We start from the raw sequence: 25,632 nt of genomic DNA, 5'->3' as shown, positions 1-25,632 counted from the left end.
CGAATTAAGCGCACATGAGACACATGGCGCTGTACACACGGCAGAAGTCGACGTGGCGGCGTGCCACCAGTCGGAGCCCGTGTGCGCGAGACATGCCTAGAAGCATGACACAGGTTCCCGTCCACTGCACTCGACGTCCCGCTCCCTGGACAGCAGGTCACATGAAGGTGACACGCGTCCGGCCGGACCTCGCGGTCGCGGGGCCCGGCCGTACCGGCATGCGGGACGAGTGTTACTGAAGCGCGAAGTCGACCACGGCTTCGGTGCCGCCCTCGGCGCGCGGGCGCATGTCGATCGTGCCGCGGAGTTCGCCGGTGACGAGGGTGTGCACGATCTGGAGGCCCAGGCGGGTCGAGTCGGCGATGCGGAAGTTCTCGGGGAGGCCCTTGCCGTGGTCGGAGACCGTGACGCGGAAGCGGTCGCCGTCGCGCTCGACGCCGATGACGACCTCGCCGTCCTGGCCGGGCGGGTAGGCGTGCTCGACGGCGTTCTGGATCAGCTCGTTGACGACCATGACCAGCGGCGTCGCGTACTCCGAGGGCAGGACCCCGAAGGTGCCCTCGCGGCGCAGCGTCACCTTCGACTCGGCCACCGAGACCTCGACGGCCATCGACGCCACGCGGTCGACGATCTGGTCGAAGCCCACGGACTCGTCGCCGGACTGGGACAGGGTCTCGTGGACGAGCGCGATCGAGGCGACGCGGCGCACGGACTCCTCCAGGGACTGGCGGGCCTGCGGGGAGCCCACGCGGCGGGCCTGGAGGCGCAGCAGCGCGGCCACGGTCTGGAGGTTGTTCTTGACGCGGTGGTGGATCTCGCGGATCGTGGCGTCCTTGGTGACCAGCTCGCGGTCGAGGCGCCGGACCTCGGTGATGTCGCGCACGAGGACGAGCGCGCCCGCGGCCTTGCCGCCGGGGCGCAGCGGCAGCGCCCGCATGAGGACCGTGGCGCCCTTCGCCTCGATCTCCTTGCGCCGCGGCGTGCCGCCCGCGAGCGCGTCGGCGATGCGGCGGGCCGCGTCGGCGCCGACCTCGGGGTCGGAGGGGAGGCTGCGGGTGAGCTCGGCGAGGTCGCGGTCGCGCAGGTGCCCGGTGACGCCCATGCGGCGGTACGCCGAGAGCGCGTTCGGGGAGGCGTAGCGGACGAGGCCGTCGGCGCCGATGCGGACCAGGCCGTCGCCGATGCGCGGCGCGGTGGTCGGCTCACCGGGCAGCAGCGGGGGCGGGAAGCCGCCGTCGGTGAGCATCTGCACCAGGTAGTCGGCGGTCTTGAGGTAGTTGAGCTCCAGGTGGGAGGGGCTGCGGGTGTCCGAGAGGTTCGTGTCGCGGGCGGCGACGGCGATGACCTGGCTGCGGTCGCGGCGGCGCACCGGGATGGCCTCGTGGCGGGCGGCGACGTCGCCGCGCCAGACCGGGTCGCCCTCGCGGAAGATCCGGCCCTCGGTGTACGCGACGCTCAGGTGCTTCGCGTCCTCGCCTTCGAGGGTGCGCCCGACCTGGTCCTCCTCGTAGGCGGTGGGGCCGGTCGTGGGCCGGACCTGGGCGAGGCACACGTACCGGCCCGGGTGGTCCTTGACGGCGCCCCAGAGGAGGAAGTCGGCGAAGGAGAGGTCGGCGAGGAGCTGCCATTCGGCGACGAGCCGCTGGAGGTGGGCCGCGGAGTTCGACGTCAGGTCGGTGTGCGCGCTGATCACATCACGGAGTGTGGACACCGGTCCAATGGTAGCGGCGGGATCGGAGCCGCGGCCCGTCCTCTACGGCAGCGTCATGTCGGGCTTGTCCAGCTCCTCTACATTCACATCTTTGAAGGTCAGGACTCTGACGTGCTTGACGAAGCGGGCCGGGCGGTACATGTCCCAGACCCACGCGTCGCTCATCTCGACCTCGAAGTAGGTCTCGGCGTCGGCACCGCGCACGTTGACCTCGACCGCGTTGGCCAGGTAGAACCGCCGCTCGGTCTCGACGACGTAGGTGAACTGCCGCACGATGTCCCGGTACTCCCGGTACAGCTGCAACTCCATGTCGGTCTCGTACTTCTCGAGGTCCTCGGCGCTCAACGCTCCTCCTTCAATGCGACGGTAACCACGATAGTGCGCGCATGCCCCGCCGCGGACGCGGCTTGCCTTGCCCGTCCCGGATTCACGCCGGGAGGACCCGGTAAACCCGGTTCAGGCGGCGGCGGGTACGGCGAGCGCGGCGACGTTGGCGTACGAGAAGCGGTGCTCCCCGCAGGGCCCGAAGCGGCGCATCGCCTCCTCGTGGGCGGGCGTCCCGTATCCCTTGTGGATCGCGAAGCCGTATTCGGGGTGGCGGCCGTCGAGCTCGGCCATGATCCGGTCGCGGGTCACCTTCGCGACCACGCCCGCGGCGGCGACGCACGCGGCCGTGCGGTCGCCCTTGACGACCCCGAGGCTCCCGGGCAGGCCCGGGACGGGGAACCCGTCGGTGAGCGTGTACCCGGGCCGCTGGGGCAGGCGGGCCACGGCGACGCGCATGCCCTCCAGGTTGCAGACGCCGACGCCGCGCCGGTCGATCTCCTGCGGGGAGTACGAGACGACGCCGATGAGGGCCCGGGAACGGCGCAGCCGCTCGAAGACGCGCTCGCGCGCGGCCTCGGTGAGCAGCTTCGAGTCGTTCAGCTCCTCCAGACGTGCGCTCGGCGGCAGGATCACCGCCGCGACGACCAGGGGCCCGGCGCACGCGCCGCGGCCGGCCTCGTCGGTCCCGGCGACCGGGCCGAGGCCGCGCCGGGACAGCGCGGCCTCCAGCGCGTACAGGTCGCCGTCGCGCCGCATCCGGGAAGGGTCCGGGCGGAGCACGGTCAGGAGGGGTCCGGGACGTCGTCGAAGGTCTCCGGGATGGAGAACCAGTTGAAGTCGCCGAAGGGCCAGAACAGGACGAAGGCCTTGCCGATGACGGCGTCGACCTCGATCGTGGAGGCGTCGACGTTCCCGCCGGTGCGGATGAACCGCTCGCGCGAGTCGCCGGAGGCCGAGCGGTGGTCGCCCATGACCCACAGGCGCCCCTCGGGGACGATCACGTCGAACGGGTCCTGGGAGGGCGGGTCCTGCTCCCCGGTGACCGGGTTGGTGAACAGGTACGAGTCCTCGTCGAGGGCGACGCCGTTGACGGTGATGCGCCCCTGGTCGTCGCAGCACACGACGTGGTCGCCGCCGACGGCGATGACCCGCTTGATGAACTCGTCCTCCTCCATGACCGACCGCCACGACTCGGGCGCGGTGAAGACGATGATCTCGCCGCGCTCGGGCTCGGAGAAGTCGTACACGAGCTTGTTGACGAGCACCCGGTCGTTGATCTGGAGGGTGTTCTCCATCGACCCGGAGGGGATGTAGTAGGTCTGGACGACCCAGGTGCGCACCACGATCGCCACGAGGATGGCGACGCCCAGGAGGATGGGGAGTTCCTTCCAGAACGACCCCTTCTTCTTGGGCTGCTGCTTGTCGGAGGTCTCCTCGGCGCCCTCGCCGTCGGCGCCGGGCGCCTGCCCTTCTTCGATCACGGTGCGAGTCTACGCGCTCGCGCTCTGACGGCAGGGGCGGTGGTACCGGTGGCGGGCAACGAAGGCGGTGACTCCCAGGACGTGCCCCACGCCGCCGGGCGGCCGTCCCCGACGGCGCCCGAGGCGGACTGGGCCCCTTCGGTTCCGGTGGTCCCGTCGAGCGCGTCGAAGGAGTCGGGGATCGCCAGTTCGGTGGCCCGGTCGGTGGGCCACACGAGGGCGATGGCCCGGCCGATGATGTTCTCCACCGGGACCGGGCCCTGGCACCGGGAGTCCTTCGAGTTGCCGCGGTGGTCCCCCATCACCCACACCTCCCCTTCGGGGATGGTGACCTGGTCGAAGCGGCGCGAGTGGCAGGTGCCGGGCTCGGGCTCGACGGGCGCGTTGTCGTAGACGTACTCGTCCTCGTGGAGGGAGACGCCGTTGACGACGACGTTCCCGTCGGCGTCGCAGCACATGACGGTGTCGCCGCCGACGGCGATGACCCGCTTGATGAAGTCCTTCTCGTCGGGCTCGGCGAGGCCGATGAGGTCGAGGACGCCGGTGGTGAGGTCGTCGACCCAGCCCCCGCCGCCGCCCGCGGGCCGGTACTCGGGGTCCCAGGAGTCGGTACCGCGGAAGACGACCACCTCGCCGCGCTGGGGCGTGCGCAGGGTGGTGGTGAGCTTGAGGACGAGGACCTTGTCGCCCTCCTGGAGGGTCTGCTCCATGGAGCCGGACGGGATGTAGAAGGGCTGCACGGCGAACGTGCGCAGCAGGACCGCCGCGGAGAACGCGACGACGAGGAGCAGCGGCAGCTCGATCCACAGCGACAGGTACTGGCGCTTGTGCGGCTGCGAGAGGCGGCTCTCGGACTCCTTCTTCGGCTTGCCGGCGTCGCCGGGCGCGGCGTCGCGCGGCACGGTGCGGTGGGCGGCCGAGACCTTGTCGTGGGAAGCAGAGTCGTGGGAAGCGGAGACGCGGTCGTGCGAGGCGCTGACGCGGTCGCGCGCGCCCGCGGGGCCTTCGGGGCGGTGCAGGCGCTGGGTGGCGTCGGTGGCGGGCGGGCGGCCCGCGAACGGGACGCCGGGGCGGCCAGGGGGCTTCGCGGGGCCCTTCGGCGGCACGGGGGCGCCGGGCCCGCCGGGACCGGGGAGGCGGCTCCAATCGATGCGGCGGGGGCCCTTCGCCCCGTCGGAGGAACCGGGACTCATGCGGTGAGCGTAGCGGAAAACGGAGGGTATGGAAAAACCCCGGGCGGGTGCCCGGGGTTCTCCGAAGACGCTTGAGGATCAGACCTCGCGGCGCTCCTTGATCTTGGTCGCGGCCTTGCCCTTGCGGTCGCGCAGGTAGTACAGCTTCGCGCGGCGGACCTTGCCGCGCATCGCGATCTCGATCGAGTCGACCATGGGGCCGTGCACCGGGAAGGTGCGCTCGACGCCGATGCCGTAGCTGATCTTGCGGACCGTGAAGGTCTCGCCCAGACCGGCGCCGTGGCGGCGGATCACGACGCCCTGGAACACCTGGACACGGGACCGGTTGCCTTCCTGGATCCGGACGTTGACCTTGACGGTGTCGCCGGGACGGAAGTCCGGCACGTCGGCGCGCATGGAGGCGGCGTTCAGCTCATCCAGAATGTTCATTGGTTTCAACCCTCGTTGATGAAAAGTTCACGGGTTCCGATCCGGGAGAGGTACCGCTTGAACGGGCGGGACGTCGCGGGGAACCGTCTTACTCTGCCACACCCTGCGTGGGCGCGGCGAACCCGGCCCCTTCGAGGAGGAGCCGGTCACGTTCATCGAGGCTACCCGGGTCCAGGCGCTCCAGCAAATCCGGGCGGGCCCGCGCGGTGCGGAGGAGTGCCTGCTCACGCCGCCACCGGTCGACCTTGCCGTGGTCGCCCGAGAGGAGGACCGGCGGGACCTCGTGGCCGCGCCACTCGGCGGGCCGCGTGTAGGCGGGGGCCTCCAGGAGGCCCGCGTTGTGCGACTCGTCGTCGAGGGAGGCGGCGTTCCCGAGGACGCCGGGGACGAGGCGCGTGACGGCCTCGACGATCGCGAGGACCGCGACCTCGCCGCCGAAGAGCACGTAGTCGCCGATGGAGACCTCGGTGACCTCCATGCGGTCGGCCGCGTAGTCGACGACCCGCTGGTCGATGCCTTCGTAACGGCCGCAGGCGAACATGAGCCACGGCTCGGCCGCCAGCTCGTGCGCCATCGCCTGCGTGAAGGGCCGCCCGGCGGGGCTGGTGACGAGCAGCCGGGGCCGCTCCTCACCGGGGACGAGCTCGTCGAGGCACTCGCCCCACGGCTGCGGCTTCATGACCATCCCGGCGCCGCCGCCCGCGGGGGCCCCGTCCACCGAGTGGTGCACGTCGTGGGTCCAGCGGCGCAGGTCGTGGACGTTCAGGTCGAGCAGGCCCTTGTCGCGGGCGCGCCCGATGAGCGAGAGGTCGAGGGGGGCGAGGTACTCGGGGAAGACGGTGACGACGTCGATCTTCACTACAGCTCCAGCAGCCCGGGCGGGAGGTCCACGGTGATGACCTCGGCCTCGAAGTCGATCTCGGTGACCATCTCGGCGACGAACGGGATGCGCGCCGGATGCGTGCCCTGGCGCTTGACGACGAGGGTCTCGTGGCCCGCGCCGTGCTCGATGCGGGCGACCGTGCCGACCTCGGTGCCGTCGGCCTCGACGACTTTCAGCCCTTCGAGGTCGTCGTCGCGGAACTCGTCCTCGGCGAGGTCGTCCTCGTCGACGTCGACCGAGAGCAGCACGCCGCGCAGCAGCTCCGCCTCGGTGCGGCCGGGCACGCCCTCGAAGCCGACCATGGGCCGGCCCTGGTGCCAGCGCACCGAGACGGCCTTCAGGGGGCCGTTCTTGGTGGCGTACTCGATCCCCGGCTGGAACCGGGCCTCGGGATCGTCGGTGCGGACCTCCACGACGAGTTCGCCGCGCAGCCCGTGGGGGCGCACGATCCGGCCGACCACGACCTCTGCCATTGCTTGCCTCTCCTTGCAGCACAACAGCCCCGGGGGTGACCCCCGGGGCTGTCGCACTCAGACCTCAGTAGGAATCGACGACCTCGACGCGGATGCCGCGCCCGCCGATCGAGCCGATGACCTGCCGCAGCGCGTTGACGGTGCGGCCGCCGCGGCCGATCACCGTGCCCAGGTCGTCCGGGTTGACCCGGACTTCCAGGCGCTTGCCGCGACGCGAGTCGACCAGACGGACACGGACATCGTCAGGGTGATCGACGATGCCTTTCACAAGGTGTTCAAGCGCCGGTCGCAGCACGGTCTACTCCCCTTTTTCGTCGGACGCCTCAGTGGCCTCCGCCTTGACCTCTTCAGTCTTAGCGGATTCGTCGGCCTTCTCGGCGGACTTCTTCGACTTCGACGCGGGCTTCGTGTCGGCGGCCTTGGCGGCCTCCTCCGAGACGTAGGCCTTCGACGGGTCGATACCGGACTCCTTGAGGGCCGCCACGTACAGCGACTCCTTCTCGGGCTTCGGCTCGGCGACCTTCAGCGGTCCCGGCTCGGGCAGGCCCTTGAAGCGCTGCCAGTCGCCGGTCTTGCGGAGGATGGCCTTGACCTGGTCGGTCGGCTGGGCGCCGACGGAGAGCCAGTGCTGGACGCGGTCGGACTTGACCTCGATCCGGGACGGGTTCTCCTTCGGGTGGTAGATCCCGACGTTCTCAATGACCTTGCCGTCGCGCTTGGTCCGCGAGTCGGCGATGACGATGCGGTACTGGGGAGTACGGATCTTCCCCATGCGCGTGAGGCGAATCTTCACTGCCACGTTCTTGTTACTCCTGTAATAAGGATCACGCAGCGCGCACGCCTTCCAGGGGAATCAATCCGGATTGCGTTCGCGCTGAAACCTGGCTTTGCGTCACGGTTGTTGAGAGGGCACCCGTCCCAAAGCTCATGTACAGCGACCGAGTCTAGCGCACGGCCGGATCAGTACGACCGGGCGAGGTAGGCGATGAGACCGGGTTCATCCAGGGAGTCCGGTACGGAGCCGTCCTCGCGTTGCAGGACCCGCACGGTGACCGAGGATTCGGCGGCCTTGCGCTCCCCTTCGACGCCGCAGGCGTCCCAGGGCAGGCGGGCGTACCCGGTCTGGGCGGCCTCGACGGCCTCCTCGACGGTGGCCGTGTCGGCGGTGTGCGACTCCCGGAACTCCAGGGCCTCGTTCCACAGCTGCTCCTGCGCGCCCTGGAGCGCGGCGGCGACGGCCTCGGCGAGCATCCCGAGCGGGATCGTCTGCTTGGAGCCCTCGACGCGGGAGACCACGGTGGCCTCGCCGTTCTTCAGGTCGCGGGGGCCGATCTCGATGCGGACCGGGTAGCCCTTGAGCTCGGCGTCCACGGCGCGGCGGCCGAAGGCGGTGTCGGCGCGGTCGTCGAGCTTGACGCGCAGGCCGTCGCCCTTGAGCTCGTCGAAGACCTTCCGCGCGGCCGACTGGACCTCGTCGGCGTCCTTGACGACCATGACGCAGACCTGGACGGGCGCGAGGTTCGGGGGCACGCGGAGCCCCGAGTCGTCGCCGTGGCCCATGATGAGCCCGCCGATCATGCGGGTCGAGGTGCCCCAGGAGGTGGTCCAGCCGTGGGCCTGCTTGCCGTCCTTGCCCTGGAACTGGATGTCGAAGGCCTTCGCGAAGTTCTGGCCCAGCTCGTGGGAGGTGCCCATCTGGAGGGCCTTGCCGTCGCGCATGAGCGACTCGACGGCGAACGTGTTCAGGGCCCCGGCGAAGCGCTCGGCCTCGGTCTTGATGCCGCGCAGCACGGGCAGCGCGAGCACGTTCTCCATGAAGTCGGCGTAGACCTCGTGGAGGATCCGCAGCGTGAACGCGTGGGCGTCCTCGTAGCTGTCGTGGACGGTGTGGCCCTCCTGCCACAGGAACTCCGAGGAGCGCAGGAACAGGCGGGTGCGCAGCTCGTAGCGCATGACGTTGCACCACTGGTTGAGCAGCAGGGGCAGGTCGCGGTAGGAGTTCACCCACTTCGCCATGTACTCGCCGATGACGGTCTCGGAGGTGGGGCGGATCGCGAGCTTCTCTTCGAGCTCCTTGCCGCCGCCGTGCGTGACCATCCACAGCTCAGGTGCGAAGCCCTCGACGTGGTCGGCTTCGCGCGTGAAGTAGGACTCGGGGATCAGCAGGGGGAACGAGGCGTTCTCGGTGCCGGTCTCCTTGATGCGGGCGTCCATCTCGGCCGTCATGCGCTCCCACAGGGCGAAGCCGGTCGGGCGGATCACCTGCGAGCCGCGCGCCGGCCCGTTCTCGGCCAGCTGGGCCTTGGCGATGACGTCCTGGTACCAGCGAGGGAAGTCCTCGCCCTGCGGTGTGAGTACATTGGCCATAATCAGGGATTCTACGGAACGGGCCCCGCCGGGCCGCAATCGGATTCCGGCGCTGAGACCTCCGTCGGACGGCCGAGGGCCGATTGCCGTATCCCGGTCCTTCGGCGGTGATACAGGACGGCGAACGTCGCATAAGCTGTCGACGTGACAACACCCATGCTGGCAGGCGACCGCGGCCTGACGGCCGCCGAGGTGGCCGAGCGCGTCGAGGCCGGAGCCGTCAACGAGGCCAAGCGGCACACGAGCCGCCCGTTCTCGGCCATCCTGCGCGCCAACCTGTTCACCCCGCTCAACGCCGTCATCGGCGTGCTGGCCGTGATCGCCGTGACGTTCGGCGGCTGGAAGCAGGGCCTGTTCGCGGGCGTCATCATCGCGAACATCCTCATCGGCACGATCCAGGAGCTGCGCGCCAAGCGCACGCTCGACAAGCTCTCGCTCATGAACCAGGCCAACGCGAAGGTCCTGCGCGACGGCGAGGTCCAGGAGATCGCGCCGAACCGGATCGTCAAGGACGACCTCGTGTTCGTCGAGCCCGGCGACCGCGTCGTCGTCGACGGGCCCGTCGTGGAGTCCCGCAACCTGGAGATCGACGAGTCGCTGCTCACCGGCGAGGCCGACCCGGTCGCGAAGACCCCCGGGGACGACGTCAGGTCCGGCTCGTTCGCCGTCGCCGGCACCGGCCTGTTCCGGGCCGAGCACATCGGCGCGGACTCCTACGCCGCCAAGCTCGTCGAGGAGGCCAGCAAGTTCACACTGGCCCGCTCGGAGCTGCGCGAGGGCATCAACCGGTTCATCAAGCTCATCAACTGGCTCATCGTCCCGATCGCGATCCTCCTCATCATCAGCCAGGCCGCCGACGCGCAGAACTGGCGCGACATCATCGTCTCCACTGTGGCCGGGATCGTCCCGATGATCCCCGAGGGCCTGGTGCTGCTCACCTCCGTGGCGTTCGCCGTCGGCGTGGTCCGGCTCGGCGCCCGCAAGTGCCTCGTGCAGGAGCTGCCCGCGATCGAAGGGCTCGCCCGCACCGATGTGCTGTGCCTGGACAAGACCGGGACGCTCACCGAGGGCGGCATGGACGTCGACGAGATCCGCCCCATCGAGGGCGGCGACCGGGCCGCGTCCCTCGAAGCGCTCGCGGCGCTCGCCGCGGCCGACGACAGCCCCAACCCGACCATGCAGGCCGTCGAGGCGTACCTGGAGAAGCAGTCCGTCGCCGACCCGCGGTGGCGGGTCATCGACGTCATGCCGTTCTCCTCAGCCCGCAAATGGTCCGGGACGCGTTTCACCGACCACGGCACGTGGCTCCTCGGCGCGCCCGACGTGCTCCTGGACGCCGGGGACCCGGTGCTCCTGGAGGCCGACATGCTCGCCGCGCAGGGCCTGCGGGTCCTCTCGCTCGTCACGGCCGAGACCGCGTCGACCACCGGCGGGGTCACCGGTGTGAAGGCCCAGGCGCTCGTGGTCCTGCGCCAGCGCCTGCGCTCCACCGCGGCCGCGACCCTCGCCTACTTCAAGGAGCAGGGCGTCGCCGTCAAGATCATCTCCGGGGACTCCCCCGCCGCGGTCGGCGCGGTCGCGGCGCAGCTCGGCGTCGAGGGCGCCGCGGACACCGTGGACGCCCGGCGCCTCCCCGAGGACCCGGAGGAGCTGGCGGACCTGCTGGAGCGGGCGACGATCTTCGGGCGCGTGAAGCCGCACCAGAAGCAGGCGTTCGTGAAGGCCCTCCAGTCGCGCGGGCACACCGTCGCGATGACCGGCGACGGCGTCAACGACGTGCTCGCGCTGAAGGACGCGGACCTGGGGATCGCGATGGGGTCGGGTTCGGCCGCGGCCCGGTCCGTGGCGCAGGTCGTGCTCCTGGACGACGAGTTCGCGACGCTCCCGCACGTGGTCGCCGAGGGCCGCCGGGTGCTCGGGAACATCGGGCGGGTCTCGAACCTGTTCCTCACCAAGACCGTGTACGCGATCGCGCTGGCGCTGTTCATCGCCGTGGGCGCGTCGATCGCGTGGTCCGCGGGCAGCGACCCGCTGCCGTACCCGTTCCTGCCGATCCACCAGTCGCTCATCAACGCGTTCACGATCGGCATCCCGGCGTTCTTCCTCGCGCTCGCGCCGACCTTCGACCGGGCCCGGCCCGGGTTCGTGAAGCGGGTCCTGAAGTTCGCGATCCCGGCGGGGATCTGCTGCGCGGTGCCGACGTTCGCGGTGTACCTGGCGGCGCTCGCGCACGACGGCTACGACTCGGCGCAGCCGCAGACGACGGCGGCGATCACGCTGTTCAGCCTGGCGCTGGTGGCGCTCGCGATCGTCGCGAAGCCGTACGTGTGGTGGAAGGGCCTGCTGGTCGGGGTGTGCGCGGGCGCGTTCGTCCTGGTGCTGGCGGTGCCGCCGTTCGCGCGGTTCTACGAGCTGTCGCTGCCGGGGGTGTGGAACACCACTGCGGCGGCGATCGCGGTCGGCTGCGGCGCGGCGACGCTGCTGTTCTGGCTGGTCGTGCGGCCGAAGCACCTGGCGGACTGACCGCCGCTACGCGTCTCTGGGGCCCCGCTACACGCCATGTAGCGGGGCCTCGCGGCTTCTCGCGGGCGTGTAGCGCCTCCGGAGTGAAGGCAGTAATTCACTCAGGAGGCCGACATGGCAAGCGAGACCGCGATCCGGGCCGAAGGGCTCGTCAAGCACTTCAAGGAGATCAAGGCCGTCGACGGCGTGGACCTGGAGGTCCCGGCCGGGACCGTGTACGGGGTGCTCGGGCCGAACGGGGCGGGGAAGACGACGACGGTGCGGATGCTGGCGACGCTGCTGCGTCCGGACGCGGGCCGGGCCGAGGTGTTCGGGCACGACATCACGGCGGACCCGTCGGCGGTGCGCACGCAGGTGAGCCTGACGGGGCAGTACGCGTCGCTGGACGAGGACCTGACGGGCGTGGAGAACCTGGTGCTGCTGTCGCGGCTGTACGGGTTCGGGAAGCCCGCGGCGCGATCGCGCGCCGGGGACCTGCTGGAGGCGTTCGGGCTCTCGCACGCGGCGGGCAAGCAGGTGAAGGCGTACTCGGGCGGGATGCGGCGGCGCCTGGACATCGCCGCGTCGATCATCATCACGCCGAAGCTCCTGTTCCTGGACGAGCCGACGACGGGCCTGGACCCGCGCAGCCGCAACCAGGTGTGGGAGGTCGTGCGGACCATCGTCGGCGAGGGCACCACGGTGCTGCTGACGACCCAGTACCTGGAGGAGGCCGACCAGCTGGCGAGCCGCATCGCGGTCATCGACACCGGGAAGGTCATCGCCGAGGGCACGCCGGGGCAGCTGAAGTCCTCGGTGGGCGCGGGCTCGATCAAGCTGCGCCTGCACCACACCGACCAGCGCGAGCACGCCAGGACCGTCCTCGCCGACGCGCTCCGGGCGGAGGTCGAGCTCGACGACGACCCGGTGGCGCTCATCGCGCGGCTGCTGCCCGGGCAGGACAACGCCGTGCAGGGCGCGCACGCGCTGAGCGAGCTGGCGAAGGCCGGCATCCTCGTCGACGACTTCTCGCTCGGCCAGCCGAGCCTGGACGAGGTCTTCCTCGCCCTCACCGAGCGCGTCGGCGCCTAGACAGCCCACTTGAGAGAGACAGAGGACGAACCGATCATGGCTTTCACCGAGACGAAGACGAGCACCGACCAGGACGCGCCGGCACCGGTAGAGAAGGAGCGGCTGCGCAGACTGCTCAACCAGGGCGAGCGGCCGGCCCCGCCGAGCGCGTTCGCGTCGGCGCGGGCGTTCGCGTGGCGCTCGATGCTGAAGATCAAGCACGTGCCGGAGCAGCTGGGCGACATCCTGGTGTTCCCGATCATCATGCTGCTGATGTTCACGTACCTGTTCGGCGGCGCCATCGCGGGCGGCACCGGCGACTACCTGCAATTCCTGCTGCCGGGCATCATGGTCATGAGCATCGTGATGACGACGATCTACACGGGCATGTCGGTGAACATCGACATCAACAAGGGCGTGTCGGACCGGTTCCGGACGCTGCCGATCTGGCGGGCCGCGCCGATGGTCGGGTACCTGCTGGCGGACATGTTCCGGTACGCCGCGGCGGGCGCGATCATGTTCGGCACCGGGATGATCATGGGCTACCGGCCCGCGGGCGGCGCGGCGGGCGTGCTGCTGGGCGTGGTGCTGCTGCTGGTGTTCTGCTTCGCGTTCTCGTGGGTGTGGACGTGGCTGGGGCTGATCACGCGGTCGGAGAAGACCGTCATGTCGATCTCGATGTCGATCATGTTCCCGCTGACGTTCCTGTCGAACATCATGGTCGACCCGGCGACGATGCCCGGCTGGCTCCGGCCGGTCGTGGAGAACACGCCGATCTCGCAGCTCGTGGACGGGGTGCGGGGCCTGTTCGACGGCACGTCGCCGTCGGGGGCGGTCGCGACGACGCTGATCTGGTCGGCCGGGTTCATCGCGGTGTTCGGGTTCCTGACGCTCCGGGCCTACAACCGCAAGTGACGCTTCATTGAATAACACCCGGCGGGGCCGGGAGGGTCTCGACCCTCCCGGCCCCTTCGCATCACAAGGTCCACTCGGGAGCGTCGGGGCCGGGGCGGTAGGCGCAGGAGGAGCCGGTGGTGACGGCCGCGCGCAGGTGCTCGCCGAGGGCGGGGTGGCCGTCCTCGATCTTCTTGAGGGTGTTGCGGATCCGGTTGGTGACGGTCTTGCGGGCCCGCTCGTGGTTGTCGCCGAGGCGCCGGGACCGGCCGGCGAGGCCGGTGGCGGCCTTGAGGTGCTCGATGAGGGCCTGGCGTTCGGCGTCGAGGGCGGCGGCGCGGGCGTCGTCGCCGATCGCGGCGGCGGTGTCGATCTGCTCGTCGAGCGTTTCGAGGTGCTCGCGGAAGCGGGCGCGGGCCTCGGGGTCGAGGAGGTCGTCGCCGCCGAGGCGGGCGTCGGCGCTGACGGCCTCGGACGGGTCGAGCAGGTCGGTCGCGGCGGTCTCCTCGTTCGGGTGGGAGAGGAGTTCGCGGAGGTCCGCGAGGCCCTTCGCGTGGGGCAGGTGGAGGACGGACCCGGCGTAGGCGAGGGTCCAGGTGGCGCCCTCGCGGCGGAAGACGCTGCCGGCGTCGGGGGCGGGCGCGGCCGGGGCCGCCCGGCAGGCGAGCCCGGCGCGGGCGAGGGCCGACCACGGCGCAGCGTCGAGCAGGTCGGCCTGGGCCGCGGCGGTCTTGAAGTGGGCGGCGGCGCGCTCGGGCTCGTCGAGGACGACGGCGAGCACGCCGAGCCAGTAGCTGACGGGACCGGCGATACTGGTGCCCCACATGGCGACCAGCCACTCGTCCGGGTAGGGCGCGAGCCGGTCGTAGACGCCGCGGGCGAGATCGGCGTCGCCGTCGGCGGCCGCGAGTTCGGCCTCGAAGCGCAGCATCAGCGACTCCCACGAGCCGTACTGGCCGTCGGCGGCGGCCAGGCGGTCGCGGAGGCCGCGGGCCCGGCCGATCTCGCCGCGGCGCAGGGCGCTGATCCCGGAGAGCAGGTCGGCGTACTGGCCGCCGAAATGCGACCGGTGCACGTCGGAGACGTCGGGGGCCTCGCCGCGCGCGAGCTGGAGCTCCCAGCGGAGGTGGTCGACGAGGTCGAGGTGGGGGCGTTCGCCGTCCATGAGCGCGGCGGCCTCGTCGATGCGGGCCTGCGCGGCGTCGAAGCGGCCCTGGAACATGTCGATGATGGCCTGGTCGACGCTGGAGCCGCCGCGCCAGTGGTCGGTCTCGGCCGCGTCGGCGAGGGCGCGGAACTCGGCGAGCTGCGCGAGGAACGCCGGGTCGCCCTGCTCCAGGAGCACGACCCACCGCAGCGAGGAGGACAGCAGCCGCATCTCCTCGTCGCCGGTGCGGCGGGTGATCTCGGCGAGCTCCTCGACGATCTCCTGGCGCTGCGCGGCGGTGCCGGGACCCCAGTTGGCGGCGTGCGAGGCCCACAGGCCGAAGGAGATGTCCTCCTCGTCGCCGGACTCGCGGGCGGCGAGCATGAAGCGGTACAGCAGCTGCCGGGTCAGCGCCTCGTGGTCGAGGCCCGGCTCGGGCGGCCCGCCCGCGAGGCCCTCGTAGGCGAGGGTCTTCAGCCGCATCAGTTCAGGCAGGCGCTCGGCTTGGGGCGCGCCCATGGCGGCGCGGGTGAGGAGCATCGGGTCGCCGAGGTCCTCGGCCTCCTGGAGGGCGAGCGCGTAGACGCCGCGGGCCTCGTCCTCGCGCCGGAGCCACCACACGGCGTCGGCGAGCTGGATCCGCAGCAGGACCCGCTTGCGGGCCATGGCGGGCGTGCAGCGCTCCACGGCGCGGCGGAAGAACTTCTCGGCGCCGCCGATGCTCATGCAGGCGTTGGCCTTCGCGCCCGCGCGGGCGATGAGGTCGACGGCGATCTCAGGGTCGAGGTCGTCTCCGGCGAGCCAGGCGTGGTGGGCGATCTCGGTGATGAGCATGTGCTTCTGGAGGGACTCGTCGGCGACGAGGGCGCGCACGACGCAGCCGTGGTGGTGGGCGGCCTCGTCGGGCTCCATCGTGTTGTAGAGGGTCTCGCGGACGAGGTCGTGGACGAACACGTACCGGTCCCGTTCGCGGCGCACCAAGCGGGTCTGGGCGGCGGTGTCGAGCGCGCCCTCGATGCGCTGGAGGTCGATGCCGGAGGCCTGGGACATGATGCGGGCGTGGAACTCGCGGCCGCCGACCGAGGCGAGGACGAGCATCTTCAGGATCGGCTCGGGGAGCTGGTCGATGCGGCGGCGCAGGGCGTCGCGCATGCCGGCGCTGGTGGCGTCGACGGGCTGCCCGGAGGCCCACAGGAGTGCGGTCTGCTCGACGAAGAACGGGTTGCCGCCGGTGCGGCGGGTGATCTCGGCGACGGTGTCGGGGTCGGGGGCGGCGCCGACGGTGGCCTCGACGAGAGCGGCGACGCCGTCGTCGCCCAGGCCGTCGAGGCCGACCATGGCGGCCTTGGAGACGAGCTGGAGCATGCGGCCGCGGAGGCGGTGGCCGGGGTCGATCTCGGAGTCGCGGTAGGTGCCGACGAACAGGATGCGCTCGAAGAACGTGTGCTGGCAGGCGAACTTGAGCAGTTCGAGGCTCGCGGCGTCGGAGAAGTGCAGGTCGTCGAGGACGATGAGGAGCGGGCGGAGCCGGGAGGCGGAGATGAGCAGCTGGGTGACGGCGTCGTGGAGTTCGAAGTCGACGGGCCGGGCGCCGTCGCCCTCGCCGAGGAACACGTCGATCGCGGGGGCGGGCCGCAGCGACCGCCAGGCGTCCTCGCCGAACTGGCCGCGGATCGAGCGCAGGACCTGGAGCCACAGCCAGTTGTCGGGGACGGCCTCGGACTCCCAGGAGGTCGCGAAGGCGACGAGGAGCTCGTCGCGGCGTCCCGCGGCGGCCGCGGTGACCAGTGCGGTCTTGCCGATGCCGGCCTCGCCGACGACGAGGACGAGTCCGCCGTGGCTGGCCGCGGTGCGGTCGACGGCCGCGCGCAGGGCGGAGGCGGGATGGTCGCGTCCGATGAGCAGCGAGTCAGTCACCCGACCAGTGTGGCCGAAGGGTCCGACGCCCGCCAATCGCCTCGTTCGGAACTGTCGGCTTTCGGACGAACTGATTTCGCGGTGATCGCCCTGCTCAGGGCCTCCCGGTCGGGCAGGATGTCGGTATTTGCCCGGCGGATTCCCTCGAACCGGTGCGCGGATTACGTCGAGTACATAAAGTCCTACGGAAGGTTAGGCATCCCGGTGCCGACGGGGCGGTCGGGCCGTTCGAGCGGACGGTCATAGGCAGGACCGCACCTGAGCCGGGAGCGCCGACGATCCACAGGAGCAATCCTCATGGCACAGTCCACGTCCAACGGAGTACGCAAGAACACCTGGCGCGCGATCCTCATCGGGGCCGCCGTACCGTTCGCCGTCCTCGCCGCCGCACCGGCGGTCGGGGCCGCGGCACCCGCCGACCGAGTCGAGACAGTCAACAGCGAGCAGCTTCCGCCGCTGCCGGGCGCGGGCGACCTGCCGGTGCCGGGCGACCTGCCCGTTCCGGACCCGACCGCGCTCACCGACCTCGCCACGTGCCTGACGGACCTTCAGGCCGCGCTCGACGCCGGGGCGCCGATCCCGGCCGAGAGCCTGGACGAGTACGAGCAGCTGCCGCCGCTGCCGCTTCCGGTGCCCGGCGGCGGCGACGCGCCCGCGCTCCCCGACATCGGGGCGCTGGCGCAGACCTGCCAGGACATCCTCGCGACGGTGACCGGCGCGGCGCCGGACCTGCCGGTCGACCCGCCGGTCGACGTCCCGGCGATTCCGAAGGACTAACGGACGCACCGCGAAGGGGCCCGCAGCACACCGGCTGCGGGCCCCTTTCCCATGTACTACTTGAGGCGCTGCGCGGCGTCCGCGATCGCCTCGTCGGTCGCGGTCAGCGACAGCCGCACGTGGCGGTTCCCCTTGGCGCCGTAGAACTCCCCCGCGGCGGCGAGGATGCCGCGCTCGGCGAGCCAGGCCACGGTGTCCCAGCAGTCCTCGTCGCGGGTGGCCCACAGGTAGAGGCCCGCGCCCGAGTGGTCGATGCGCAGCCCGGCGGACTCGACGGCGGCCCGCAGGACCTCGCGGCGGCGCCGGTAGCGCTCGCGCTGGTCGATCGCGTGCTCCTCGTCGTGGAGGGCGGCGATCGTGGCGCGCTGCACGGCCCACGGGACCATGAAGCCCGCGTGGCGGCGGATCTCCAGGAGGTCGGCGACGAGCGCGGGGTCCCCGGCGAGGAACGCCGAGCGGTACCCGGCGAGGTTCGAGCGCTTCGACAGCGAGTGCGCGGCGAGCAGGCCGGTGAGGTCGCCGTCGTTGACGCGCGGGTCGAGGATCGACACCGGCGGGTGGTCGTCGTCCCAGCCGAGCGTCAGGTAGCACTCGTCGGAGGCGATGACGATCCCCGAGTCGCGGGCCCAGCGGACCAGGCCGCGCAGGTGCTCGACGGAGGCGGTCTCGCCGGTCGGGTTCGTCGGGTAGTTGATCCACGCGAGGCGCAGGCGCGAGCCCGCGGCGTCGCGCGGGTCGGCGACGGGCGCGGGGTCGGCCTTCGCGAGGATCGCGCCGATCTCGTACGTGGGGTAGGCGATCTCCGGGTAGGCGACGGTCTCGCCGGGGCCGATCCCGAGCTGGAACGGCAGGTTCGCGACCAGCTCCTTCGAGCCCACGGTCGGGAGGACCGCGACGTCCTCGGCGACGCCGGTGTGGCGGTGCAGCCAGGAGCGCATCGCGGCGGCGAGGTCCGGGGGCCCGGCGACCGTGGGGTAGCCGGGCATCGCGGCGGCCTCGTGCAGCGCCGCCTGGATCGAGGCGGGCACCGGGTCGACGGGCGCGCCGACGGTGAGGTCGACGAGGCCGTCGGGGTGCGCGGCCGCGCGCTCCTTGTACGGGGCCATCCGGTCCCACGGGAAGCGCGGCAGCCGCCGCGCGGGCGACGCGCCGTGGAGGCGGCGCAGCGCCACTACTCCGCCTTCGGCGGAAGACCGGCCACGAACGGGTCGTCGTTGTCGATCTTGCCGACCTTGGAGGCCCCGCCGGGGCTGCCGAGGTCGTCGAAGAAGTCGACGTTGGCCTTGGTGTACGGCGCCCACTCGTCGGGGACGTCGTCCTCGTAGAAGATCGCCTCGACCGGGCACACCGGCTCGCATGCACCGCAGTCGACGCACTCGTCCGGGTGGATGTAGAGCATCCGGTTGCCTTCGTAGATGCAGTCGACCGGGCACTCTTCGATGCACGCCTTGTCGAGGACATCCACACACGGCTCGGCGATAACGTAAGTCACGAGTCGTCCTTCCTACGGGGCGCTGTCGGGCGGACTGCGCTGTGATGAGCCTAAAGCTTATTTCGGCATGCGGCTCGCAAGGATAGGGGTGCCCCCAGATGTTGGGACCGGAACACGTCGGCCGCCGGGTGGTGGTCCGGGTCGGCCTCGCCGACCCCGCGCCGGGGCGCCGCTACAGGGACGTGACCGGGGAACTCGTCGCCGCTGGGGACGTCTGGCGGGTGCGCACGAGGACCGGCGACGTCGATGTGTCCCCGGGCACGGTGGTGGCCGCGCGGGTCGTGCCGCCGAAGCCCGTCCCGTTCTCGGAGATCGTCGCCACTGAGCGGCTCCTGGCCCAGACGTGGCCCGCGACCGAGACCGCCGCGCTCGGCGGCTGGCTGCTGCGGGCCGCCAGCGGGTTCACCAACCGCGCGAACTCGGTCCTGGCGCTCACCGCGCCCGAAGGCGGCGTCGACGCGGCCGTCGCGGCGGTCGTCGACTGGTACGAAGCGCGCGGCCTGGTCCCGAAGTTCTCCATGGCCGGGCCCGTGACGCGGCGCCTCGACGACGAGCTGGCCGCGCGCGGCTGGACGTACGAGATGGAGACCGTCGTGATGGTCAAGGCGCTCAAGGACACCCGCTACGACGGCGAAGCGGTGGTCACCGACGCGCCGAGCGCGGCGTTCCTCGCGCAGACCGACCGCGGCGCGGCCTCGACGGCGCCGCGGGTCTTCGGGTCGGGGCTCGGCCGCGCCTACGCCGAGATCTGGAGGGACGGCGCGCTCGCGGCCCGCGGGCGCGGGGCCGTCGCCGGGGACCTCCTCGCGGTGACGAGCATCGGCACGGTCCCGGAGTACCGCCGCCGGGGCCTCGGCACCGAGATCCTCGCCGCCCTCGAAGCGTGGGGCGCGGAGGCGGACGCGGCGCGCGCCGCCCTCCAGGTGGAGGCTGACAACGCGCCGGCGATCGCGATGTACGAGCGGCTCGGGTACGCCGAGCGCTACCGGTACGGGTATCGCGTTATGCCTTAGCTGCGGCGGCCTTCTTCGAGGGGCTCGCCTTGCGCTCGAACGCGATCTTCGTGGCCTTCAGCTCGCGGCCGTAGCGGTCGACGCCGAGGGCCATCACGATGAGGAACCCCACCCAGCCCGACAGGGCCAGCAGTGCGAAGTAGATCGGGATCTGCGAGAACACGCCCTGGAGGTTCGGGTAGTCCACGCGCGCGATCAGCGGGTTGACGAGGACGGCGAACAGGGTCGCGACCAGGAAGATCACGAGCAGCTCACCGGTGATCTCCTGGCGGCGGCGCCGCACGCCCCACCAGATCCCCGCCGCGATCGCGACGGCGGACATCGCGCCGAACGTGTACAGGCCCACGAGGTCGCCGATCGCCGTGCCCTCGCCCCACACGTTCGAGGCGATCCGGCCCGCGAGGTTCGCGGCGATCAGGCCCAGCGCGAAGCCGTAGATCGACGGCCAGTGCGGCATCAGGAGGCGGCTGAGGAGGGTCACGGTCGGGACTCCTTCGGGGCAGAGGGGGCTTTGCTCGGTCTGGGACGAAAATACCGCCACAGCGCGACGGCGATCCCGGCGGTACCGGCCAGGAGCAGCGCGTAGCCGTTGAAGCCGCTGGTGATGACGAGCGACCCCGCCGACGTCGGCATCGAGGCGGTCAGGACCACTGCGAACCACGCGAGCGCCGTGAGCAGCGCGCCCCACCGCGTCCCCGTCCACCACACCGCCAGCGCGGCGAGCGCCCAGTTCCCGGCGAACGCGAGCGCCCCGGCGAGCGGGACGGCGATCCCGTCCCAGTAGGTCGGGACGAGGAACGATTCGATCAGGGCGGCGAGGGCCGCCGCGGCCGCTGCGACGACCGCGCCGCCGACCCGCACCGCGGTCTCCAGACCTCTCTCACGCACGGTCGCGATCCTACGGCAGCAAGCGAAGCGGGCGCCGCCCCGGCGCGTTGGAGGCGTCCTCCCGTACCACCGGACGGGACAATACGCTCATGACCACGATACGAGAGACAACTGCCACGAAACGCCGACGATTCCGACAGCTGTTTCCCGAACGGTCCGACTTCCAGCACCTCGGCCGCCACTGGCACACCGACCTCCTCGCCGGGCTCACCGTCGCGGTCGTCGCCCTGCCGCTCGCGCTGGGGTTCGGGATCGCCTCGGGTCTGGGGGCCTTCGCGGGCCTCATCACCTCCATCATCGCCGGGGTCGTCGCCGCGCTCCTCGGCGGCTCGAACCTCCAGGTCACCGGCCCGACTGGGACGATGGCGGTCGTGCTCGTGCCGCTCGCGGCCACCCACTCGCACACCGGCGTCATGCTCGTGGGGGTCATGGCCGGGCTCATGCTCGTGGCGCTCGCGCTGACCGGCGCGGGCCGGTACGCGCGGTACGTGCCCGTCCCCGTGGTCGAGGGCTTCACCGCCGGGGTCGCGATCGTCATCGCCGTCCAGCAGTTGCCTTCAGCGCTGGGGATGCCGCCGCAGAACGAGCACATGCTCACGGGCGCATGGGATTCGCTCCACGCGTTCGCGGTGCGCCCGGACTGGGCGCCGGTCGGCGTCGCCGCCGGGGTGGTCGCCGCGATCCTCCTCGGCTCGCGCCTGCACTCGCAGATCCCCACGCCGCTGCTCGCGGTCGTCGCCGCGACCGCCGCGGTCTGGTTCGCGGACCTGGACGTGGCCGTCATCGGCTCGCTGCCGCGCACGATCCCGGCCCCGGAGGCCGGGTTCCTCGCGTTCGCCGCGGAGGCGCCGCAGCTCGTGGCCGCCGCGGTCGCGATCTGCGCCCTGTGCGCGCTCGAATCGCTCCTGTCTGCCACGGTCGCCGACAACATGACCGTCGGCAGGCACCACAATCCGGACCGGGAGCTCCTCGGGCAGGGCGTGGCGAACCTGGTGACGCCGTTCTTCGGCGGCATGCCGTCCTCGGGGGCGCTCGCGCGGACCGCGGTGAACGTCAGGTCCGGCGCGGCCGGGCGCCTCGCGTCGCTCTCGCACGCGCTGGTGCTGGCGGTCATGATGCTGGCGCTGGCGCCGCTGGTCGCGCACATCCCGCTCGCGGCGCTCGCGGGCGTGCTCATCGCGACGTCGATCCGGATGATCGAGGTCGGGTCGATGCTGGCGCTGGCGCGGTCGACGCGCGCCGACGCGGCGGTCATGTGGCTCACCCTCGGCGCGACGGTGGTGCTCAACCTGGTGTGGGCGGTGGCGATAGGGATCGCGCTGGCGGGGCTGCTGGCGCTGGGCCGGATCTCGCGGTCGGTGTCGGTGGAGGAGGAGCCGATCGACCACGGCGACCACCACGACGAGGAGGCGGCGCTGCTCCACGAGCACATCGTGGCGTACCGGCTCGAAGGGCCGCTGTTCTTCGCGGCGGCGCACCGGTTCCTGCTCCAGCTGCTGGACGTGGCGGACGTGCGGGTGGTCGTGCTCCGCATGAGCCGTGTGTCCACGATGGACGCGTCGGGGGCGACGGTGCTCGCCGACGCGATCAAGCGCCTGGAGCACCGCGGCATCGCCGTGTACCTCTCGGGGCTGGAGCCGGTCCATGCGAAACCTCTTGCGGCCCTGGGGGTCCTGGAGCCGCTGTGGCAGCAGGGGCGGCTGTTCGAGCACACGAAGGAGGCGATCGCGGCCGCGCGCCGGCGCCTCAAGGCCGACGGGCTCCTAGAGCAGCTCGAAGCGGAGGCGCGAGGGCTCGGCGGGGAGGCCGAAGCGGAGCGCCCATAGGCGGTCGGCGACACCGCGGTGGTCGGCGGTGTCGACCGAGTCGACCACCGCGTCCTCGGGGTTGACGCCGTGGAGGATGAGGGTGCCGCGCTCGCCGGTCCAGACGGCGCGGTCGCCTTCGAGCTCGGGCCTGATGCGGCTGACGAACGTCTCCGTGAGCTCGGGTCCGAAGTCGCGCAGCGAGATCCCGTCGTCGGTCCAGGAGAACTTGCGGATGAGCGCGCCGTCGCCGTACGCGTCGACGTACACCTCCAGGCCCTCGGGCCCGTCGACGAGCTCGGCGCGCGAGTCCTCGCCGGGCTGCTGCGCGGCGCCCTCGACGGTGGGCACGGAGTGCCACGCGGCCGAGGGGTGGACCTGCTCGTAGCGCTCGTCGCCGAAGTACGCGGCGGTGTACTCCCCGGCCCCGGCGTCGCACAGGAGCTGCTCGCCGTCGACGGCGATGATGAACGAGCCGAGGTCGAGGTGGTTGTGGGGCTCCTCGTTGTAGCCGCCCTTGACGGCGAGGGCCCACATGCGGCGCCCGAGCCGGCGGCGCTCGACGAACCAGCCGACCTCGGGCAGGAGGGTGCGGGCGGGCGCGATCTCCTCGGGGAGCGGGCGGCCCCATTCGAGGGTGCGGGTGAGCGGGGCCCAGCGCGCGCACTCGTCTTCGGCGAAGGTCTGGGGCCGGTCGGCGGCGGGCAGGTCGGCGCCGAGCCGGTCGTGGAGGCGGGTGAGCAGGCCCGCGGGCAGGAGCGGGTCGGCGTCGGTGTCGCCGAACGTGGCGAACGACCCGGGGTAGAGCTGGGCGCGGGCCGGGAACGCGGCGATGGCCTCGTTGCCTTCGAGGAGGTCCTCGCCGGTGGCCTCGCGCCAGGCCTCCGCGAAGTACGTGAAGTACCCGAAGCCGTAGATCCAGTAGTAGACGCCCTCGACGCAGCCGCCGTCGGGCCCGAAGGAGAACAGGTAGCTCTGGAGCGCGGGCAGGACCCGGCCGCGGATGACGTCGGTGTCGTACCCGAGCGCGAGGGCCGCGAGCCCGGCGGCTCCCGCGCACACGGCGGTCCAGTTGGAGATGCGCAGCTCCCACCAGAACGGGAACTCCGACTCGAAGAACGGGTCGAGCACGCGCTCGCGGATCTCGGCCTCGACCTGCTCGGCGCCCTCGACGTCCTCGCGCAGCCGCAGGATCTCGGCGAGGGTCTGCGCGGTCTCGCACGCGAACAGGTCGACGCAGGTGCGCGGGTCGAAGTCCTCGCCCCAGTGCGCGGGCAGGGCCCAGGACCGCTCCTGGCAGACGTCCTTGACCAGGGAGGAGAGGGCGGCCCCGTCCCCGGTGATGGCGAGCGCGGCGAGGTGGCGGCGGCGCGCGAAGTACTGCACCTCGTAGGGCAGGCGGCGGCCGGTCGCGGCGAAGTCGTCGGCGAGCGCCGGGTCGAACGCGGGCACCGGCCCCGCCGCGATCTCGCGGAGCTCTTCGAGGAGGGCCGTCCGAAGGTCGCTCATGGGACCAACGCCTTTCCGGTGGGGTGGATTCGGGCAGGGGATCCGGCCGCGGCTCAACGGTAACGCGGGCGCGCTTTCCGTCATAGACTCCCTCGTATGCGCATCGGCGAGCTGGCGGAGCGGACGGGCGTCCCGGCCGCGACGATCAAGTACTACCTGCGGGAGCACCTCCTCCAGGCGGGCGCGCACGGCGAGGGCAACACCGTCGAGTACGGGCCCGAGCACGTGCACCGGCTGACGCTGATCCGGGCCCTCTCGGAGACCGCGGGCCTCTCGGTGGCGCAGATCGGCGAGGTGCTCACTGTGCTTGCGCGCCATCCCGAGTCGGCCTTCCAGGCCCTCGGCGCGACGCTTGCGGCGACCCACCGCGACCCGACGTTCTCCCTCGCCAGCGAAGGGACGACGGAGGCCGCGGAGCGCACGGTCGACCAGCTGCTGAACGAGTACGGCTGGGCCGAGGTGGCGCCGCCCATGTACCGCGACGCGTTGGTCACGGCCCTGACCGCGTTCTACCGCTTGGGGAATCCCGACCCGCAGGAGGTGCTGGGGCACTACGCGGACGCGGCGGCGGCCCTCGCCTCGGCCGACATGGAGGCGATCGCGGAGGCCACGAAGATCGAGGGCGTCGACGTCGAGCAGGCGGTCACCGCGACGGTCCTCGGCGAGACGGTGTTCGCGGCCCTGCGGCGGATCGCGCACATCGCCGCGTCGGCGCGCACGCAGGCGAGCCAGGGCCCTTCGGGCACAATCTAGGACGTGCTCCCCGAACCCGAACGGCCCCGCCATGCCTGACGCCCTCCGCTTCGACCGCGACCCCGGCCGCCCGAACCTGCTCCACCTCGTCTACGACGAGGTCGTCCAGGCGACGGTCGACCTCGACGACCCGTCCTACCTGGACGCGGAGTACATGCAGCGCATCGCGTACCTCGTCGACGCCGCCGCCGAGCCGAAGCGGCCGCTGCGGGTCCTCCACCTGGGCGCGGGCGGCCTCGCGATGGCGCGCTACGTGGCCGCGACCCGGCCCGGCTCGTACCAGCAGGCGGTCGAGACGAACGAGGAACTCATCGAACTCGTCCGCGCCGAGGCCCCGCTCCCCCGCGGCGTCAAGGTGAAGATCCGCCGCACCGACGCGCGCGAGGCGATCGAGTCGGCGCCCGACGCGAGCTACGAGCTCATCATCACCGACGTGTACGACGGCGCGCGGGTGCCCGCGCACGTCACGAGCACCGAGTTCCTCCACGGCGCGAACCGGGTCCTGCGCCCGGGCGGGCATTACGCGGTGAACCTCTGCGACGGCGGCCAGATGAAGTTCCTGAAGCCCGCGCTCGCGGCGATGCAGGAGGTGTGGCCGCAGGTGGCGGTCATGGCCGAGCCCGCGGTGCTGCGCGGCCGCCGCTTCGGCAATGTGGTGGCCGCGGCCTCGGGCGCGGAACTCCCGATCGCCCAGCTGCGCCGCCGCTGCGCGGGCGCCGCCTTCCCCTGCCGCGTCGTGGAAGGCACCGAACTGCGGGAGTACATCGCGGGCGCGCCCCCGGCCACCGACGCCACCGCGATCAAATCCCCGCCCCCGCCGAAGTCCCTCCGGAGCTTCTGAACCGTCCGGGCGGACGGTCCAGCCCGAGGTCGGCCGTTCGGACAATAAAGCCGCAGGATAGTGGCCCTGTCTCCCGTCGCGTCACGACTGTCCGGTCTCGATCGGTGAAGACGCTCACACAGGACTTGGCGATGCGGGTCACCCTGGACTAGCGTCGGC

The 25,632-nt window shown here is 71.8% G+C and carries 25 protein-coding genes; 8 read left to right on the top strand and 17 right to left on the bottom strand.

The window, feature by feature from the left end; all coding sequences use genetic code 11:
* Positions 1–232 precede the first annotated feature (232 nt).
* The 11 genes from B0I28_RS00880 to proS all read right to left on the bottom strand — a co-directional run bounded on the left by B0I28_RS00880 (position 233) and on the right by proS (position 8,864).
* Positions 233–1,711: a sensor histidine kinase gene (locus tag B0I28_RS00880; RefSeq protein ID WP_106361935.1), complete on the bottom strand. Its 1,479-nt coding sequence runs from the start codon at positions 1,709–1,711 to the stop codon at positions 233–235.
* Between the two features lie 42 nt (positions 1,712–1,753).
* Positions 1,754–2,056, bottom strand: a complete 303-nt coding sequence (locus B0I28_RS00875; RefSeq protein WP_106361934.1) for a DUF2469 domain-containing protein — start codon at positions 2,054–2,056, stop codon at positions 1,754–1,756.
* Between the two features lie 111 nt (positions 2,057–2,167).
* Positions 2,168–2,794 carry a ribonuclease HII gene (locus B0I28_RS00870; RefSeq protein WP_181245585.1) on the bottom strand — a complete coding sequence of 209 codons (627 nt, stop codon included), beginning with the start codon at positions 2,792–2,794 and terminating at the stop codon, positions 2,168–2,170.
* A gap of 26 nt (positions 2,795–2,820) precedes the next feature.
* A complete protein-coding gene (gene lepB / locus B0I28_RS00865; protein WP_245888837.1) occupies positions 2,821–3,519 on the bottom strand; it encodes a signal peptidase I in 699 nt (232 codons plus the stop codon).
* Positions 3,516–4,712 (bottom strand): signal peptidase I, encoded by a 1,197-nt coding sequence (gene lepB / locus B0I28_RS00860; protein ID WP_146147926.1) that lies wholly within the window; start codon positions 4,710–4,712, stop codon positions 3,516–3,518. The genes lepB (B0I28_RS00865) and lepB (B0I28_RS00860) overlap by 4 nt, the downstream gene beginning before the upstream one ends.
* A 78-nt stretch (positions 4,713–4,790) precedes the next feature.
* On the bottom strand, positions 4,791–5,141 hold the full coding sequence (rplS, locus tag B0I28_RS00855; protein ID WP_106361931.1) for a 50S ribosomal protein L19: 351 nt from the start codon (positions 5,139–5,141) through the stop codon (positions 4,791–4,793).
* An 88-nt stretch (positions 5,142–5,229) separates the two neighbouring features.
* A complete protein-coding gene (gene trmD / locus B0I28_RS00850) occupies positions 5,230–6,000 on the bottom strand; it encodes a tRNA (guanosine(37)-N1)-methyltransferase TrmD (RefSeq protein ID WP_106361930.1) in 771 nt (256 codons plus the stop codon).
* Positions 6,000–6,497 (bottom strand): ribosome maturation factor RimM, encoded by a 498-nt coding sequence (rimM, locus tag B0I28_RS00845; protein ID WP_106361929.1) that lies wholly within the window; start codon positions 6,495–6,497, stop codon positions 6,000–6,002. The genes trmD and rimM overlap by 1 nt, the downstream gene beginning before the upstream one ends.
* A 64-nt stretch (positions 6,498–6,561) precedes the next feature.
* Complete coding sequence (locus B0I28_RS00840; RefSeq protein WP_026922808.1) at positions 6,562–6,792, bottom strand: RNA-binding protein; 231 nt, start codon at positions 6,790–6,792, stop codon at positions 6,562–6,564.
* 3 nt (positions 6,793–6,795) lie between these two features.
* A complete protein-coding gene (gene rpsP / locus B0I28_RS00835) occupies positions 6,796–7,296 on the bottom strand; it encodes a 30S ribosomal protein S16 (RefSeq protein WP_106361928.1) in 501 nt (166 codons plus the stop codon).
* Positions 7,297–7,457: 161 nt separating this feature from the next.
* Complete coding sequence (proS, locus tag B0I28_RS00830; RefSeq protein WP_106361927.1) at positions 7,458–8,864, bottom strand: proline--tRNA ligase; 1,407 nt, start codon at positions 8,862–8,864, stop codon at positions 7,458–7,460.
* Between the two features lie 144 nt (positions 8,865–9,008).
* On the opposite strand from proS, the gene B0I28_RS00825 reads away from it, so the two are divergent.
* The 3 genes from B0I28_RS00825 (at position 9,009) to B0I28_RS00815 (ending at position 13,352) form a co-directional block, all read left to right on the top strand.
* Positions 9,009–11,387, top strand: coding sequence for an HAD-IC family P-type ATPase (locus B0I28_RS00825; RefSeq protein WP_219926480.1), 2,379 nt, complete (start codon positions 9,009–9,011; stop codon positions 11,385–11,387).
* A 114-nt stretch (positions 11,388–11,501) separates the two neighbouring features.
* Positions 11,502–12,458, top strand: a complete 957-nt coding sequence (locus tag B0I28_RS00820; RefSeq protein WP_106361925.1) for an ATP-binding cassette domain-containing protein — start codon at positions 11,502–11,504, stop codon at positions 12,456–12,458.
* A gap of 36 nt (positions 12,459–12,494) precedes the next feature.
* The gene (locus B0I28_RS00815) at positions 12,495–13,352 is read left to right on the top strand and encodes an ABC transporter permease (protein ID WP_106361924.1); all 858 of its coding nucleotides are present in this window, start codon (positions 12,495–12,497) and stop codon (positions 13,350–13,352) included.
* A 61-nt stretch (positions 13,353–13,413) separates the two neighbouring features.
* Here B0I28_RS00815 and B0I28_RS00810 read toward each other — a convergent pair whose 3' ends face one another.
* Positions 13,414–16,395, bottom strand: coding sequence for an ATP-binding protein (locus B0I28_RS00810; RefSeq protein ID WP_146147925.1), 2,982 nt, complete (start codon positions 16,393–16,395; stop codon positions 13,414–13,416).
* A 297-nt stretch (positions 16,396–16,692) separates the two neighbouring features.
* On the opposite strand from B0I28_RS00810, the gene B0I28_RS00805 reads away from it, so the two are divergent.
* Positions 16,693–17,172 carry a hypothetical protein gene (locus B0I28_RS00805; protein ID WP_106361922.1) on the top strand — a complete coding sequence of 160 codons (480 nt, stop codon included), beginning with the start codon at positions 16,693–16,695 and terminating at the stop codon, positions 17,170–17,172.
* Positions 17,173–17,228: 56 nt separating this feature from the next.
* Here the strand turns inward: B0I28_RS00805 and dapC are convergent, their stop codons facing one another.
* Both dapC and fdxA read right to left on the bottom strand, forming a co-directional pair.
* Complete coding sequence (gene dapC, locus B0I28_RS00800) at positions 17,229–18,344, bottom strand: succinyldiaminopimelate transaminase (RefSeq protein WP_281260894.1); 1,116 nt, start codon at positions 18,342–18,344, stop codon at positions 17,229–17,231.
* On the bottom strand, positions 18,344–18,664 hold the full coding sequence (gene fdxA / locus B0I28_RS00795; protein ID WP_106361921.1) for a ferredoxin: 321 nt from the start codon (positions 18,662–18,664) through the stop codon (positions 18,344–18,346). Before fdxA ends, dapC begins: the two co-directional genes overlap by 1 nt.
* Positions 18,665–18,762: 98 nt before the next feature.
* Here fdxA and B0I28_RS00790 point away from each other — a divergent pair, with 98 nt between their 5' ends.
* Positions 18,763–19,677 (top strand): GNAT family N-acetyltransferase, encoded by a 915-nt coding sequence (locus B0I28_RS00790; RefSeq protein WP_106361920.1) that lies wholly within the window; start codon positions 18,763–18,765, stop codon positions 19,675–19,677.
* On the opposite strand, the gene B0I28_RS00785 is transcribed toward B0I28_RS00790, so the two are convergent.
* Both B0I28_RS00785 and B0I28_RS00780 read right to left on the bottom strand, forming a co-directional pair.
* Positions 19,667–20,158 carry a hypothetical protein gene (locus tag B0I28_RS00785; protein ID WP_106361919.1) on the bottom strand — a complete coding sequence of 164 codons (492 nt, stop codon included), beginning with the start codon at positions 20,156–20,158 and terminating at the stop codon, positions 19,667–19,669. The two genes, B0I28_RS00790 and B0I28_RS00785, sit on opposite strands and share 11 nt — an antisense overlap.
* Positions 20,155–20,565 carry a hypothetical protein gene (locus B0I28_RS00780; protein WP_146147924.1) on the bottom strand — a complete coding sequence of 137 codons (411 nt, stop codon included), beginning with the start codon at positions 20,563–20,565 and terminating at the stop codon, positions 20,155–20,157. Before B0I28_RS00780 ends, B0I28_RS00785 begins: the two co-directional genes overlap by 4 nt.
* A gap of 89 nt (positions 20,566–20,654) precedes the next feature.
* Here B0I28_RS00780 and B0I28_RS00775 point away from each other — a divergent pair, with 89 nt between their 5' ends.
* Positions 20,655–22,391, top strand: a complete 1,737-nt coding sequence (locus tag B0I28_RS00775) for a SulP family inorganic anion transporter (protein ID WP_106361917.1) — start codon at positions 20,655–20,657, stop codon at positions 22,389–22,391.
* On the opposite strand, the gene B0I28_RS00770 is transcribed toward B0I28_RS00775, so the two are convergent.
* Positions 22,329–23,879 (bottom strand): heparinase II/III domain-containing protein, encoded by a 1,551-nt coding sequence (locus B0I28_RS00770; protein WP_181245584.1) that lies wholly within the window; start codon positions 23,877–23,879, stop codon positions 22,329–22,331. The genes B0I28_RS00775 and B0I28_RS00770 overlap by 63 nt on opposite strands.
* A 96-nt stretch (positions 23,880–23,975) precedes the next feature.
* On the opposite strand from B0I28_RS00770, the gene B0I28_RS00765 reads away from it, so the two are divergent.
* Together B0I28_RS00765 and B0I28_RS00760 are read left to right on the top strand one after the other, a co-directional pair.
* Positions 23,976–24,632, top strand: a complete 657-nt coding sequence (locus B0I28_RS00765) for a MerR family transcriptional regulator (RefSeq protein WP_106361915.1) — start codon at positions 23,976–23,978, stop codon at positions 24,630–24,632.
* Between the two features lie 31 nt (positions 24,633–24,663).
* Entirely contained in the window at positions 24,664–25,473 is an 810-nt protein-coding gene (locus tag B0I28_RS00760) for a spermidine synthase (protein WP_106361914.1), read from the top strand.
* The last annotated feature ends 159 nt before the right edge of the window (positions 25,474–25,632 follow it).

It is taken from the genome of Glycomyces artemisiae (assembly GCF_003002955.1).
Classification (GTDB): domain Bacteria; phylum Actinomycetota; class Actinomycetes; order Mycobacteriales; family Micromonosporaceae; genus Glycomyces; species Glycomyces artemisiae.
This window is presented reverse-complemented; position numbering and strand designations above follow the sequence as displayed.

Excerpts from the sequence above, each read along its gene's own strand:
- B0I28_RS00760 (WP_106361914.1), top strand. The coding sequence starts at position 24,664 with ATGCCTGACGCCCTCCGCTTCGACCGCGACCCCGGCCGCCCGAACCTG.
- lepB (WP_146147926.1), bottom strand. The coding sequence starts at position 4,712 with ATGAGTCCCGGTTCCTCCGACGGGGCGAAGGGCCCCCGCCGCATCGAT.
- B0I28_RS00820 (WP_106361925.1), top strand. The coding sequence starts at position 11,502 with ATGGCAAGCGAGACCGCGATCCGGGCCGAAGGGCTCGTCAAGCACTTC.
- B0I28_RS00790 (WP_106361920.1), top strand. The coding sequence starts at position 18,763 with ATGTTGGGACCGGAACACGTCGGCCGCCGGGTGGTGGTCCGGGTCGGC.
- B0I28_RS00815 (WP_106361924.1), top strand. The coding sequence starts at position 12,495 with ATGGCTTTCACCGAGACGAAGACGAGCACCGACCAGGACGCGCCGGCA.
- B0I28_RS00765 (WP_106361915.1), top strand. The coding sequence starts at position 23,976 with ATGCGCATCGGCGAGCTGGCGGAGCGGACGGGCGTCCCGGCCGCGACG.
- B0I28_RS00805 (WP_106361922.1), top strand. The coding sequence starts at position 16,693 with ATGGCACAGTCCACGTCCAACGGAGTACGCAAGAACACCTGGCGCGCG.
- B0I28_RS00870 (WP_181245585.1), bottom strand. The coding sequence starts at position 2,794 with ATGCGGCGCGACGGCGACCTGTACGCGCTGGAGGCCGCGCTGTCCCGG.
- proS (WP_106361927.1), bottom strand. The coding sequence starts at position 8,864 with ATGGCCAATGTACTCACACCGCAGGGCGAGGACTTCCCTCGCTGGTAC.
- B0I28_RS00775 (WP_106361917.1), top strand. The coding sequence starts at position 20,655 with ATGACCACGATACGAGAGACAACTGCCACGAAACGCCGACGATTCCGA.
- rimM (WP_106361929.1), bottom strand. The coding sequence starts at position 6,497 with ATGGCAGAGGTCGTGGTCGGCCGGATCGTGCGCCCCCACGGGCTGCGC.
- B0I28_RS00770 (WP_181245584.1), bottom strand. The coding sequence starts at position 23,879 with ATGAGCGACCTTCGGACGGCCCTCCTCGAAGAGCTCCGCGAGATCGCG.
- rplS (WP_106361931.1), bottom strand. The coding sequence starts at position 5,141 with ATGAACATTCTGGATGAGCTGAACGCCGCCTCCATGCGCGCCGACGTG.